Annotated in this window: 14 protein-coding genes; 4 read left to right on the top strand and 10 right to left on the bottom strand. The window is 58.1% G+C overall.

Annotated elements, in window-relative coordinates; genetic code table 11:
- Positions 1-2: 2 nt before the first annotated feature.
- The gene (locus tag BFV97_RS11540; protein ID WP_069300522.1) at positions 3-1,274 is read right to left on the bottom strand and encodes an acyl-CoA dehydrogenase family protein; all 1,272 of its coding nucleotides are present in this window, start codon (positions 1,272-1,274) and stop codon (positions 3-5) included.
- A 92-nt stretch (positions 1,275-1,366) separates the two neighbouring features.
- Between BFV97_RS11540 and BFV97_RS11535 the strand changes: the two genes are divergently transcribed.
- Positions 1,367-2,581 carry a CaiB/BaiF CoA transferase family protein gene (locus tag BFV97_RS11535; protein WP_069300521.1) on the top strand — a complete coding sequence of 405 codons (1,215 nt, stop codon included), beginning with the start codon at positions 1,367-1,369 and terminating at the stop codon, positions 2,579-2,581.
- Entirely contained in the window at positions 2,578-3,426 is an 849-nt protein-coding gene (locus BFV97_RS11530) for an IclR family transcriptional regulator (RefSeq protein ID WP_069300520.1), read from the top strand. Before BFV97_RS11535 ends, BFV97_RS11530 begins: the two co-directional genes overlap by 4 nt.
- 15 nt (positions 3,427-3,441) lie before the next feature.
- On the opposite strand, the gene BFV97_RS11525 is transcribed toward BFV97_RS11530, so the two are convergent.
- From BFV97_RS11525 to BFV97_RS11515, 3 genes are read right to left on the bottom strand one after another with little or no spacing between them, the layout of a single operon-like run.
- On the bottom strand, positions 3,442-4,233 hold the full coding sequence (locus BFV97_RS11525) for a metal ABC transporter permease (protein ID WP_069300700.1): 792 nt from the start codon (positions 4,231-4,233) through the stop codon (positions 3,442-3,444).
- On the bottom strand, positions 4,233-4,994 hold the full coding sequence (locus BFV97_RS11520; protein ID WP_069300519.1) for an ATP-binding cassette domain-containing protein: 762 nt from the start codon (positions 4,992-4,994) through the stop codon (positions 4,233-4,235). The genes BFV97_RS11525 and BFV97_RS11520 overlap by 1 nt, the downstream gene beginning before the upstream one ends.
- Positions 4,991-5,509, bottom strand: a complete 519-nt coding sequence (locus BFV97_RS11515) for a transcriptional repressor (protein ID WP_069300518.1) — start codon at positions 5,507-5,509, stop codon at positions 4,991-4,993. Before BFV97_RS11515 ends, BFV97_RS11520 begins: the two co-directional genes overlap by 4 nt.
- 56 nt (positions 5,510-5,565) lie before the next feature.
- On the opposite strand from BFV97_RS11515, the gene BFV97_RS11510 reads away from it, so the two are divergent.
- Together BFV97_RS11510 and BFV97_RS11505 are read left to right on the top strand one after the other, a co-directional pair.
- Positions 5,566-6,639, top strand: coding sequence for a zinc ABC transporter substrate-binding protein (locus BFV97_RS11510; protein ID WP_069300517.1), 1,074 nt, complete (start codon positions 5,566-5,568; stop codon positions 6,637-6,639).
- 100 nt (positions 6,640-6,739) lie between these two features.
- Positions 6,740-7,189, top strand: a complete 450-nt coding sequence (locus BFV97_RS11505; RefSeq protein WP_069300699.1) for an Lrp/AsnC family transcriptional regulator — start codon at positions 6,740-6,742, stop codon at positions 7,187-7,189.
- On the opposite strand, the gene BFV97_RS11500 is transcribed toward BFV97_RS11505, so the two are convergent.
- The 6 genes from BFV97_RS11500 to dctP all read right to left on the bottom strand — a co-directional run bounded on the left by BFV97_RS11500 (position 7,186) and on the right by dctP (position 13,223).
- Positions 7,186-8,622 (bottom strand): aminotransferase class V-fold PLP-dependent enzyme, encoded by a 1,437-nt coding sequence (locus BFV97_RS11500; RefSeq protein ID WP_069300516.1) that lies wholly within the window; start codon positions 8,620-8,622, stop codon positions 7,186-7,188. The genes BFV97_RS11505 and BFV97_RS11500 overlap by 4 nt on opposite strands.
- Before the next feature lie 118 nt (positions 8,623-8,740).
- On the bottom strand, positions 8,741-9,916 hold the full coding sequence (locus BFV97_RS11495) for a cytochrome P450 (protein ID WP_083225613.1): 1,176 nt from the start codon (positions 9,914-9,916) through the stop codon (positions 8,741-8,743).
- 43 nt (positions 9,917-9,959) lie between these two features.
- Positions 9,960-10,364, bottom strand: a complete 405-nt coding sequence (locus BFV97_RS11490; RefSeq protein ID WP_069300515.1) for an OsmC family protein — start codon at positions 10,362-10,364, stop codon at positions 9,960-9,962.
- Positions 10,365-10,376: 12 nt separating this feature from the next.
- A complete protein-coding gene (locus BFV97_RS11485; RefSeq protein ID WP_069300514.1) occupies positions 10,377-11,669 on the bottom strand; it encodes a TRAP transporter large permease in 1,293 nt (430 codons plus the stop codon).
- Positions 11,669-12,202 (bottom strand): TRAP transporter small permease, encoded by a 534-nt coding sequence (locus BFV97_RS11480; protein WP_245667721.1) that lies wholly within the window; start codon positions 12,200-12,202, stop codon positions 11,669-11,671. The genes BFV97_RS11485 and BFV97_RS11480 overlap by 1 nt, the downstream gene beginning before the upstream one ends.
- Before the next feature lie 10 nt (positions 12,203-12,212).
- The gene (dctP, locus tag BFV97_RS11475; RefSeq protein ID WP_069300513.1) at positions 12,213-13,223 is read right to left on the bottom strand and encodes a TRAP transporter substrate-binding protein DctP; all 1,011 of its coding nucleotides are present in this window, start codon (positions 13,221-13,223) and stop codon (positions 12,213-12,215) included.
- Positions 13,224-13,476: the final 253 nt, after the last annotated feature.

Genomic DNA, 13,476 nt, shown 5'->3' with positions numbered 1-13,476 from the left:
GGTCATTCCGCCGCTTTCATCTGTGCTTGCGCAATCTCGGGGATCGAAACATAGGGGCTGGTCGCGATGGTCCAGTCCGGCTGTGGTTCGGTGCGGAAAATCTGGCGCAGGTGGACCTCGTCCGGACCGTCACCGATGCGGAACCAGCGGGCGTAGCTAAAGGCGTGGTGGATCGGCACATCATCCACGCCGCCCATCGCCCCGAAAATCTGCAAGGCGCGGTCGGCAATCTTTTGCAGCATGTTGGGAACCGAAACCTTGATCATGGAAACGGGGCGCCAGCTTGCACTCTCGCCGCCCTGATCCAGCAGCCATGCGGCGTGTTGCACGGCCAGCCGGTTCATATCTATCTCGACCCGCGCCTCGGCAACCCAGCGCTGGGTTGTGTCGTAGTCAATCACATCCCGCCCGAAGGCCGTGCGCTCCCTTGCGCGGGCGATCATCAGTTCCACCAGCATTTCCGCCATACCGATGCACCGCATTGCATGGTGAACCCGAGCCGGCCCTAGGCGGACCTGTGCGCCCTTGAACCCTTTGCCCCGTTCCCCGATCAGGTTGCTTGCGGGGACGACAACATCTTCCAGTTCGATCTGGGCAATAGGGGCCACGTGATCTTCCCAGCCGAGATAACGCAGGTTGCGGGTGATATTCACACCCGGCGTGTCGGTCGGAACGATCACCATGCTTTGCCGCGCTGTGCGGGCCGCATCGGGATCACTGACGCCCATAACGATCAGGAAGGAACAGTCCGGATGCCCGCCGCCGGTGGCAAACCACTTGCGACCGTTGATGCGGATGTTGTCGCCTTCAAAAGCCATTCGCGTTGCGATGTTGGACGCGTCAGACGAGGCCACATCCGGTTCGGTCATGGCAAAAGCGGAGCGGGTGGTCCCGTCCAGCAGCGGGTTCAGCCAGCTGCGTTTTTGCTCGGGTGTCGCCAGAGATTGCAGCATCACCATATTGGGCACATCGGGGGCCTGACAGTTAAAAACCTGTGATCCCCAAGGCAGTTTGCCCATGATCTCGGCCAGTGGTGCGAACTCCAGATTGCTCAGACGGGTGCCCGGCTCGGTTTCCGCCAGTTCCGGCAGGGCGAGGTTCCATAACCCTTCGGTGCGGGCCTTTTGGCGCAGCGCAGGGAGGAAGTCTGCTTCCTTGCCGTCGCGAATCACCTGCTGCACCCAGTCCCTGTGTCGGGGCAGCACCTCCGCGTTGAAGAATCGCGAAACCCGTTCCTGAAAATCAAGCATTTTCTGAGAATGTCCGAAGTGCATAGCCCCTCCCAAGGTTAAATATTCGTACTTCTTGACCTCTGTATTTCAAATATCGTAACGTTTGTCAAATAAGTTTCATTTGGAGGAAAGAAATGACGACTACTGAAAAAGGGTCCGGGCCGCTCTCCGGTCTTCGCATTCTTGATATTGCTACGATTATTGCCGGTCCGATGGCGGGGTCACTTCTCGCGGATTTCGGCGCAGAAGTGGTTAAGCTGGAACTGCCCGGAGTGGGCGATGGGCTGCGCGGCTTTCCTCCGTTCAAGGAAAACAAATCCCTGTGGTGGAAAGTGACCAACCGCGGCAAACGCCACGGCACGCTTGATCTGCGCAAGCCGGACGGCGCGAAGCTGTTCCTTGAATTGGTGGCACAAAGTGATGTTCTGATTGAAAATTTCCGCCCCGGCACATTGGCGCGTTGGGGGCTTGATATTGATACACTTTGGAAGGCCAACCCCAAGCTGGTGGTCCTGCGGGTGAGCGGCTACGGGCAGGACGGCCCGAACGCCACCCAACCCGGATTCGCGCGGATCTTTGAGGCTATGGGCGGGCTGACCCATATCACCGGCGATCCGGATCGTGCCCCTGTCCACACCGGCTATCCGCTGGCCGATTCCATTGGCGGAATCTTTGGTGCCTTCTCAATCTGTGCTGCGCTTTTGAAGGTGAAACTGTCGGGCAAGGATGAAGGGGAAGAGATTGATCTCGCGCTGACAGAGGCGGTGCTGCGCACGCTCGAATCACTGGCGATTGAATACGACCAACTGGGCGATGTGCGCGAAAGGGTCGGCAACAAGAACACGTATTCCGCGCCCTCGGATGTTTATATGACTGCGGATAAACGCTATGTCTCTCTCGCCGGATCGACCAATCGCACCTTCCGTTATAACTCCATCGCCATCGGCCAGCCCGAACTGGTGGACGACGAACGCTTTGCCACAAATGCCGCCCGCGTGGCCCATACGGCAGAGCTGGACCGGATCTTTGGCGGCTGGATCGCATCCCATACATTAGAAGAGGTTCTGGACGCATTTCACAAAGCAAACGGCACGATTGCCCCGATCTACAGCATCGACCAGATATTTGAAGACGCCCAGTTCAAAGCCCGCAATGCAATCGTTCCGGTTGAGGATGAGGATTTCGGTGAGGTCCGCATGCAGGGCCTTGTGCCGCGGTTCCGCAACGCCCCCGGAGAAATCCGCTGGGCTGCGAAATCGCTGGGAGCCGACAATGATTACATCTATAATAGGTTGTTGAATCTGACCGAACAAGAAATCGAAAAGTATCGGGAGCAAGAAATCCTTTGACGGACAGCAAGACGATCCTCAACCAATGGGCGGATGAAGGCGCGGTAGAGCCGGAAGCATCTTATGCTGTCGATCATGCGCTTTCATCGACCCTGATGCGCGGGCTGGAGATTCTGGCCCTGTTCAATGACAGCGTGGATCGTCTTTCAAACGCAGAAATTGCCCGCCAGTTGGGGTTGAACCGCGCGACCGTGTCGCGGCTGTGCAAAACCCTGATCCATATGGGGTATTTGCGGCGCGATCCCAAGGGGCAGTTCCTGTTGGCGCCCCGCATTCTGGCCCTGTCCTATCCGGTGCTGTCGGCCACCCGCTGGCGGCACCAGCTTGTCGGGCCGATGCGGGAAATCGCAGAAATGAGCTCGGGGAATTGCACGTTGGCGGTAATTTCGGGCGACCAGTTCGTGCAGGTCTATTCGGTCGGGAACCCGTCCAGCTTCCCCCATGTGCCCGAACCGGGCATCACCGGCCCGCTGCACCGGTCTGCGAGCGGGCGGGCGTTGTTGTCCTTACTCGAAGGGCAGGATCTTTACGACATGTTGGCCAACCTGCGGCACAATTTCCCCGATGAATTTGAGGAACATTCCAGTTTGACCGCAGATGCGATTACACGGTGCCGGACCGAAGGCTTCTGTGCATCCTATGGGGACTGGCGCCCGAATATCGTTGCACTGGGGACCCCTTTGGGGCTGACCTCTGACGGACTTTATGTGGCACTTGCCTGCGGTCTTCCCCGTTTCAGCGCGCGAGAGGACTATGTGGAAAACGATCTCGGTCCCCGCATGGCCAAGGCGGCAGAGTCCATTCGCATGACCGGACTATTTGAGACTCCGTTCTATCTGAAGTGACCTCTTTGCCCCCGATCAGGACCGCAGAATAGGCCGCAGCAGGCTGGTCAGCACAAAGGTGACTGCCGCCACGCAAACGATTGTCGGACCGGCTGGCGTGTCCAGCGCGTAGGCGGCCTGCAAGCCAATCACGGCTGACGCCCCGCCGGTTAGCGCGGCGACAAAGGCCATCTGTTCGGGCGTGCGCGCCAGCGGGCGGGCCGCAGCGGCAGGGATGATCAGCATCGCAGCAATTAACAGAGCACCTACCACCTTGATCGCCACCGCGACGGTCACAGCGAGAGACAGGGTCAGGATCAACTGCTCCCGCTTGGGATCAATGCCGCTGGCATAGGCAAGCTCCTCGCTCAGCGTAGCGGTCAGGAGGGCCGACCAGCGCCATGCAATCAGGCCGATCACCAGCAGTGCGCCGCCCCAGATCACCATTAAATCACTGCGCGACACCGCCAGAATATCCCCGAACAGATAGGCCATCAAATCAATGCGTACGCCTGACAAAAAGGACACGGCCACCAGACCGAAGGCCAGCGCGGAATGGGCCAGCACCCCCAGAAGCGTGTCCATGCCATAACCCCGCCCCGCCAGCAGCGTCACAGTCAGCGCCATGCCCAGTGCAACCGCCATCGCCCCTGCAAAAATCGACATCTGCAGGGCGAGCGAGAGCGCCACCCCCAAAATTGCTGCGTGGGATGTGGCGTCGCCAAAATACGCCATACGCCGCCAGACCACAAAGCTGCCCAGAGGGGCAGCGGCACAGGCGACACCAATGCCTGCAAGGGCGGCGCGGGTCATAAAATCATCAAGCATCATTCAGCGGCCTCGGTCGGGGTGTGGGTGTGGTCATGGGTGCAGTTTTCATCGTGGTTGTGGTCGTGTTCATGCCGGTAAAGCGCCAGCGCCCCGCCGGTGCCCGTGCCAAACAGGGCGCGGTATTCCGGTGCGGCAGAAACAATATCCGGCGTCCCTTCGCAGCACACATGCCCGTTCAGACAAATCACCCTGTCCGACGCGCTCATCACCACATGAAGTTCGTGACTGATCATCACAACCGCGCAGCCGGTGTCGCGGCGGACCTCTTCGATCTGGCGGTAGAACGCGGCCGATCCGGGCTGGTCCAGCCCCTGGGTGGCCTCATCCAGCAGCAAAAGATCCGGTCGATTGATCAGGGCGCGGGCCAGCAGAACCCGTTGCAATTGCCCCCCCGACAAAGCCGACATCTGGCGGTTGGTCAGGTCGGGAACGCCCGCCCGTTCCAGCGCAGCCGCACAGGTGGCGCGATCCGCCTTGCGGTCTGTCAGGCGCAGAAACCGGTCCACGGTGATTGGCAGGGTCGGGTCGATGTGCAGTTTTTGGGGGACATAGCCGATCCGCAAGCCCGCCTTTTGGTTGATCCGCCCCGTGGACGGACGTACGGCCCCGATCAATGTGCGCAGCAGCGTTGTCTTCCCCGATCCGTTCGGCCCGACAATGGTGACAATCTCTTTCGGGGTGACGGCAAAACTGACATTGCGCAACACGGTATTTGCGCCGTAACCGACGCTGACATTCTCAACGGAAACCAGACTCATGCGGGCGCTTTCTCAACGCAGGAGGGGCAGATGCCCTCCGCTTCGACCACAGTGCGTTCGATCTGAAACCCTGCGGCCCGTGCAGCATCGCCAAGGGCACCGCGGGCGGGTGTGGATTTCGCCTCGGCCACGGACTGACACTTGCGACAGATCATAAAGGCAGGGGTGTGGCTGGCACCGGGGTGGGCGCAGGCAATGAACGCGTTGAGCTGTTCGATCTTATGGGCAAACCCGTTGGCGACCAGAAATTCAAGCGCACGGTAAGCCACAGGGGGCTGCGAGCCGAAGCCTGACTCGCGCAATCTGTCGAGCATTTCATAGGCACCAAGGGCGCGATGTTGCTGCAACAATATCTCCAGCGCCTTGCGGCGGGCGGGCGTGAAACGCAACCCTTTCTGTGCGCAATAAGTCTCTGCTGCGGCCACGGCCTCGGTGATGCAATGGCTGTGATCGTGGTGTTCAAACCCGACCGTATCCGGGCCGGTCGCTTTTTTCTGCGGTGCCGCACTTGTCATGTTATTACATTTCCATTACTCGTTTTGTAATGTAATAAAATCACATGGAGCCGTTGATGTCCAGAAACCTCTTCTCCCTTCTCCTGACCGCTATGATGCCTGCCGGTGCCGCGCTGGCAGAAATGCCGCGCGTGGCGGTGGATATTGCGCCGGTCCACTCGCTTGTGTCCCGCGTTATGGCGGGGGTGGGCACGCCTTCCCTGATCGTTTCCCCCGGTGCCAGCCCCCATGAATACAGCCTGCGCCCCTCTCAGGCCCGCGCCTTGCAAGACTCGGACGTGGTGTTCTGGGTCAGTCGCGGGATGACGCCTTGGCTGAAGGACGGGGTGGAGACGCTGGCAACAAACGCGGCGGTGGTGGAGCTTTTGGAAACGGAAGGCACGCTGCGGTTGCCGTTCCGCCAGAATGCGCTGTTCTCTCATGATCATGGGGAAGAGGCGGGACATGATGATCATAAGGATCACGACCACGACGAACATGATCATGAGGACCATGACCATGAGGGCCACGACCATAAAGATCATGCCGACCACGATCACGGCGAAGACCACGCCCACGATGAAAAACACGATGATCATGAAGATCATGCTGAAGACGGGCACCACGGTCATGCGCACGGTTCAGAAGACCCCCACGCCTGGCTGTCTATTGATAACGGGGCGCATTGGCTTGACGTAATCGCGGCGCAACTGTCCGACGTTGATCCGGAAAACGCCGAAGCCTATCAAGCAAACGCGCAAGAAGGACAAGCGGAACTCGCCGCGTTGGAAACGGAAATCAGCGGGCTGCTTGAACCGGTGCGCGGCCGGAATTTCATCGTGTTCCACGATGCCTACCAGTATTTCGAGAATTCCTTCGAACTGCCCGCATCCGGCGCGATTTCTTTGTCTGATGCTTCGGACCCGAGTCCGGCCCGCATTGCGCAGGTTCAGGCCCGTGTTGCAGAGCAGAATGTCACCTGTGTGCTAAGCGAACCCCAGTTCAACCCCGGAATCATTCAGGCTGTGATGGAGGGGGCTAAGGTCAACACCGGCGTGCTTGATCCCCTTGGCGCTGATCTTGAACCGGGTGCTGCGCTTTACCCCGAGGTGCTGCGCAATCTGGCGCGGACTTTGGCGGGCTGTCTGTGATCGCTGTGCAAGGTTTCTTGCGAAAACCTGCCTGATACCAAAAGAAATGACCCGACAATCGGGTCATTTTCTGTATAAAGCACCAAAAAAGGTGCCGGACATGGATCATATCGACCTCAAAATCCTGCAAAAGCTGCAAGAAGACTCGTCAATTCCGCAACGGGAGCTTGCCGATCAGATCGGTCTGTCGCAAAACGCTTGCTGGCGGCGGATTAAAACCATGAAGGATGCAGGCGTGATCGTCGGGGAAACCGTGCGGCTCGATCCTGCCAAGCTGGGCATGGGGCTGACGGTTTTTGTCATGCTGAAAACGCGCCAGCATTCGGTGACTTGGTTGCAGGATTTCCGCCGCCGCGTTCTTTTGATCCCGAACGTAGTCGATTTCTTCCGGATCGCAGGGGAGTACGACTATATGCTAAAGGTCGTGGCCGCTGACATAACCGATTTTGATCGGGTGTACCAGAAACTGATCGTGGACGAAGCGCTGGAATCCGTCACCTCGCTGATCACAATGGAGGCCATCGCCAACAACCGCGCGTTACCGCTTTAGGCTACGGCGCGGCTGTCCGGTTTGATCGAGAATCGGGCGGTCGAGGCATCGACGGTATAGTGTTGTTCCAGTTCTTCCAGACGGGTGGTCAATTCGTTTACGCTGTCCAGAACGTAACGCACCTGTGCGTCATCCATCAGATAGCTGAAGTTCAACCGCACCCAACCGGGTTTGCGCATTTCCTTACCCGCTTGCAGGTCGTTAAACAGGTCTTGCGACTCCGCTTGCGCGATTTTCAACAACCGATGCGCATAAGGTCCGGCACAGGCACAGCCGCCACGGGTCTGGATACCGTAGACATCGCTTAGCATACGGGTGAACAACTGGTGGTGAAACGGGGTGCCATCAGCGCGACTTACGAGGAAGGAAAAGATCGGCAGACGCTCTTGCTGGTCAGGGGCCAGCAGGGACAGCTGCGCATTGTCGCGCCACCCGTCAAAAGCCATCCGGTTCAGTTCTGCTTCTCGTCGTGTGATGAAATCCTGTCCGATGGCATCTTTCACCATAAAGGCCAATGCCGCGCGTATATCGCCAATCACATTGGGGGTTCCGGCCTCTTCCCGCGCGCTGATGCTGGTGGAATAGGCGTGGTCCCACGGCGAGACAAAAGTCACGGTGCCTCCACCCGGCCAGGTGGGGGTGTCGCGGACAACAGATGTGTCTCGCACGATCAGCACGCCACTGCCCCCCGGACCGCCGGGAAATTTATGGGTGGAAACAACCACTGCGTCGATCAAACACTCCGGCGTGCTGTTCATATCAATCGGAAGATAAGGCCCGCCGCCGGCGTAATCCCAAACCGACAAAGCGCCGTGGGCTTTTAACAAACGGGTGGTTTCCATCGGATCGGTCACAATGCCCGTCACGTTGCTGGCGGCAGAAAAACTGCCGATTTTGAGATCCGCATCGCTGCGGGCCAGCAGTTCTGCCTCTAGCACCGCCAGATCAGGTCCACCCTGCGCGGTTTCGGGGATTTCCACGATCTCTGCATTACTTTCGCGCCACGGCAGCAGGTTGGAGTGATGTTCATAAGGCCCGACGAACACCACCGCTTTGCGTGCAGAGTTCACCCCGAACAGAGAAACCAGCCGGTTCAATCCGGCCGTTGCGCCGGAACCGGTAAAGATCACGCTACATTTGTCTGCACGGGTCAGCCGCGCAATTTCCGCCCGCGCTTCGGCGCGAAGGCGTGTCATGTAAGCCCCGCAATAGGATGCCTCGGTGTGGGAATTGGCGTAATAAGGCAGGACGTGGTCGCGGATGTAATCCTCTACCGGCGCAAGGGCGCGTCCCGATGCCACGTAATCCGCATAGACCAGCGATACATCCGCGAACAGGCCGGGGATTTTCATACCGTCCCCGATCACGCTGTTGCGCAGTTGGGCGACCAGATCGTCGGATTTCAGGGCATCGCGGAATGTAGATAAAGACATGGGGCACCTCCTTTGGGTAAAATACCCAAAGAGTTGCAGGTTTTTGACCCAAATACACCGCGCCTACGGTCTATCTATGTGTCACCCATCGAAAAGTGAGGTACTTTGTCGATCAAATCTACAGTTGTACGGGCAGGGCTGTCGGACCTCTGAAACCAAAGCCCCGGAACTCTACCGTTGATCCCGCAACAGGCTGCATCTGCGAGAATCGGTCGAACAGAGCTGGCAAAACCGATCCGCTGATAAACTGGCGGTAAATGCCACCCCCCATACAGCGGTGCGGCCCCAGTCCGAACGTCTGGTTTGCGGGGCCGGTGCGGTGGATGTCGAAACGTTCCGGTTCGTGCCAGTAATCCTCATCATAATTGGCAGAGGCCTGACTGACGAGGACGGTTTCACCGGCGGGCAGGGTGACACCGCGCAAGCTGTACTCTTGTTGTACAATGCGCGGACTGGTCTGGATCGGCGCGACCCAGCGCAGACCTTCCTCGGTTGCCAGATCCCAGCGACCGGTTTCCTGACAATAGCGGATCTGATCGGGGTTTTGCAGCAAACCGTGTAGCGTGCTCAGCAGCGCATCGCGGGTTTCAACAACGGCCCCGCCGATGCAGATTTTCATATTCGTGCGGATCTGGCTGAGCGGCAGCGCATCCCCCGCATTGGCCATAACCGCCAGCACCGAAGGATTGGGGGCTGCGCGGTGCTGTTCGATCATTCTGTCAAAACAGGCGTTCATCTCGTCGTTTGCCCGATCACTGATCGCAAACACATCTTCAGAGAAACCGGCGTTCATCGCCCCTGTGATCAGTGCATTGGCCCAGTCAAACAACTGCCTGTCCGGTTTTGGTTCGATGCCGAGAACCTGTTTCAGAAACGCCACCGTCATGGGCACGGCAAGGGCGCTGCGCAGGTCTACGGTTTCCCCTTGCGGTAGCGCGTCAACCGCCTGCTGTGCGATTGCATCAAAGACGCCTTGCCAATGGCTGCGCGCGGCGGAAATGTGGAAGGTTTCCGTCATGGCGGCCCGTTCCACCTGATGGGCCTCACCGTCCTTGCGCATCAGAGTATGCCCGCCAAAGGCCCGCTGCATCGGCGTTGTCGTATCGCTGGAGCCGAAATGCTGTGTGTCCGTCTTGGCCAGATAGGTGTCATCCGCCTTGGTCAGAATGATCCGGTTAATCGCCGCAATCCGCGCGATCGGCATCTCACGGCGCAGTCGCCGGTAGACGGCTTCCGGATCACGATCCAGCATGTCGAGCGTGGTTATTGTATCAATCGGAACGGTCTTGCTCACAGGGGGGGCCTCTGGTCGGAATGGGGGAATGCGGGCGACAGGATTATCCAGCCGCGATGACGATTTCAACTTTGGTGGTCAGGGAGTTGCTGACCGTGCAAACGGATTTCGCCTGTTTGACGATCTTCTCTGCAAGTTCCGCATCCTCAACAATGGCACCGATCACGGTAATTGTAGCGGATTCAACCCGCCCCGGCAGATCGGTGGATTTCAACGCTTCCACCTTAACCTGAAACGGCTGCGGCGTTACCTTGTGCTGGTCTGCCGCCCATTGCACCGATTTCACGATGCAAGAGCCAAGCGAGGCCAGCATCGTATCCACTGGCGAATTTACCGGCGGATGCGGTGTGGCCTTGTCCGGATCACCGTAGGCATAAAGGAAACTATCGCTGCCTTCAAAGATGACAAAGACGGGACCAAAGGGTTTCGGTTTCAGTTTCAAAGCCATTTCTGGGCCTTTCTAGAATAACAGGTCAGGAAGGAAGAGCGCGATCGCGGGAAACAGGGTCAGGATGAAGATCATAAACAGGTGGATCACCCAATAAGGTATGGTGGCAATGGCCACGCGGCCAAGACTGACCTGCCCGTTTGTTAGTGCGCTGAGCACCGAAAGATTCAATCCCACCGGCGGGGTGATCTGGCCGATTTCAATCACGATGGTAATCATAACGCCAATCCAGATCGCATCAAAACCAAGGCCCGTCAGCAGCGGAAACACCACCGGCAGGGTCATGATCATCAGCGACAAGCCGTCAAAGAAACAGCCGAGCACGAGATACACCAGCACGACGATCAGCAGCACGCTATAGGTGCCAAGCCCGCTGTCCGCCACGGTGGACAGGATTTGCTGGGGGATGCCCAACACGCTGACCGATTGGGCAAGGATCGTGGCACCAAGCACCAGAAACCCGACCGAGGTGAACAACAGTACGGATTGGTAGACCGCCTCAACCAGTTTCCGGAAGGTCAGTTCGCCCCAAATGGACGATATGATCACCGCAAGGACAACCCCCACACCGGCAGCTTCGGTGGGGGTGGCAAGCCCTGCAACGATGCTGCCGATCACCGCAAAGATCAGCGCCAGCAGCGGCCAGATCTGACGGAAACCGCGCAGCGCCAGCCAAAAGCCCACAGGGGTGTCATCGCGGGGCGCGATATGGGGATTGCGGATGCTTTTGACCAGCAGATAGGCCATGAACAGCAATCCGGCGAGCAGTCCGGGAATAATCCCCGCCGCGAACAGACGTCCGATCGAGGTTTCGGTCAGCGCCCCGTAAATCAGGAATGACAGGCTTGGCGGGATCAACAGGCCAAGGGTGCCACCACCCGCCAGACTGCCGGTGATGGTGTCTTTGTCGTAACCCCGTTTCGTCATCTCCGGATAGGCGACCAGCCCGACAGAGGCAGCGGTCGACAGGCTCGACCCGCTGACTGCGCCAAACAGGGTGCAGACGGCGATGTTTGTGTGCAAAAGTCCGCCCGGAACCCTGCGGAACAGGGGCGAAAACGCGGCATAGGCTTTCTGGCTGATGCCGCTGCGCAGCAGGATTTCCCCCAGAAGGATGAACATCGGCACAGCACTAAGCGTGAAAGAGTTGAATACATTCCAGATTGCATCAATCGCAAGCGACGTTGCGCCATTGGAAAAGAAGTGCAGGATGGTCAGACCGGTCAGGCCAAGGGCAACGCCCAAAGCCACGCCGGTGCTGGCGGTGGCCAGAAGACCGCCGATCAAGGTAAGCCAGAAAGACATCAGTGTGCGGATCCGCTAAGGGTTTGGTCAGGGTCGGATTGAGGTATCCGGTCGATCACTCCAAACAACCGCGCCACGAAAATGACCAGCGTCAGGAACAGGGACAGCGGCATCAGCGCCATCCACGGGTACAGCAAAATCCGCGAGGTTTCGGTTTTCAGACTGCGTTTGTAGGCAAATTCAAACCAGGGGATTGTCTCGTAGATCAGCCATGAAAAAAACAGGATGCCAACCAGCAGGGCCGCGATCTGAATGACGGTCTGCAGGGACCCTTTCAGACGGTCCGCCAGCAGCGCAACCCGCACGTGTTTGGCGTTCAGCGTGACCATAGGCAGACCCAGAAACAGCGAAACGCTCAGCAACAGTCCGACCACCTCTTCGGTGATGTGAACCGGCGCATTGGCAAATTTGCGCATCAGCACGGAATACATGATGATGCCCACAATGGACACCATCCCAAGTGCCGCCGCAACTGCACAGGCAAGGGCCAAACCGTTCAGCCCTTGCGCAATGATGTGTTTGATCTTCTGCATCAGATCCGACTTAACGACCCAAAGCTTTAAGAACACGCTCGCGGTAGGCGGGGGCATTGCCACCGGCTTCCTCTGCCAGCATCGCCCATGTTTCGGTCACAGAGGAGACAAACAACTCGCGGTCCGCATCAGAGAAATCCTCGGCCCATGTCACGCCTTGCTCGGCCAGTTTTTCACGGGCTTCCATTTCGCGGGCCTGATCATCTTCGTACTGGTTTGTACGGTTCCACAGATCATCAGCCGCAGTGGTGATGGCGGATTTGATGTTCTCGTCTGTTTTTTCCCAACGGTCGGTGGCCACACCGATCACGTAAGGACCGGATGCCATCGGATAAAGGAAAGACGCATGGCTGGCCACTTCTTGCAGGGAAACGGTGTGGGCATAAAGTGCGGGATATAGCGCACAATCCACAACGCCGGTTTTCATCGCCACATACATTTCTTCTTGTGGAATGATCTGTGCTGCAACGCCAAGACGGGTGAAGGTTTCCACCTGATCCCGCGCCCAGACGCGCAGTTTCTTGGACTTCAGGTCTTCGATAGTGCGTACGGGTTCATCGCGGCAGAATACGGACACAGACAGCATCGGAATCGCCACATACCCGACAGAGGTTACATCCCAGTCAGCAAATTCCTCTTCATAGATTTCCTGAACCGCGGGAATGGCTTTTTCAAACTCGTCGATGGACCCGATGGTGCCCTGCACGACAACCGAACTCAGCGCGGGTGCATCGCGGCCCAGATAGTTCGCCCACATCAGGCTCATCTCTACTGCGCCTTTAGGAAGGAAGCGCAGCGTGTCGGTGTTGGGCAGGCCAAGGGACCCGCCGCTGTAGAGTTTCAGTTCAAAGTCGCCGTCAACCGCAGCATTCACGTCTTTGACAAACTGTTCGATCTCGGCTGTTTCAGGACGGGTTTCAGGCAGAAAATTGTTAAACCGCCATTCTTCCGCGCTGACACCCGACAGGGATGTCCCGAGGGCCGTCACACCGAGTGCGAGCGTTTGGATCAGTTTTTTCATTGTAGTTCCTCCTGTGGAAGCTGTGTCAGCGCAATCGCCAAAACCCTAGCCGCGCTCACGTCAAATTTTACACCAAAACCGGACGGTTTTGTCGTGTTTGTAACAGCTTATGACCCAAGAGTCGGGGGGAAATCAAAATAAATACCACGGGTTTTGGCAATTTCTTGCAATAAAAATGCGCGTTGGCAGGGCGGGGTACAACCTTGGGTGGGGTGCGTGCGCGCGATGCAGCTTGCAGGTTCAACGGCTGATC

This window comes from Neptunicoccus sediminis (assembly GCF_001719615.1).
In the GTDB taxonomy this organism is placed as follows: domain Bacteria; phylum Pseudomonadota; class Alphaproteobacteria; order Rhodobacterales; family Rhodobacteraceae; genus Amylibacter; species Amylibacter sediminis.
Note: the sequence above shows the minus strand (reverse complement) of the source record. Positions and strands in the feature narration are given on the sequence as shown.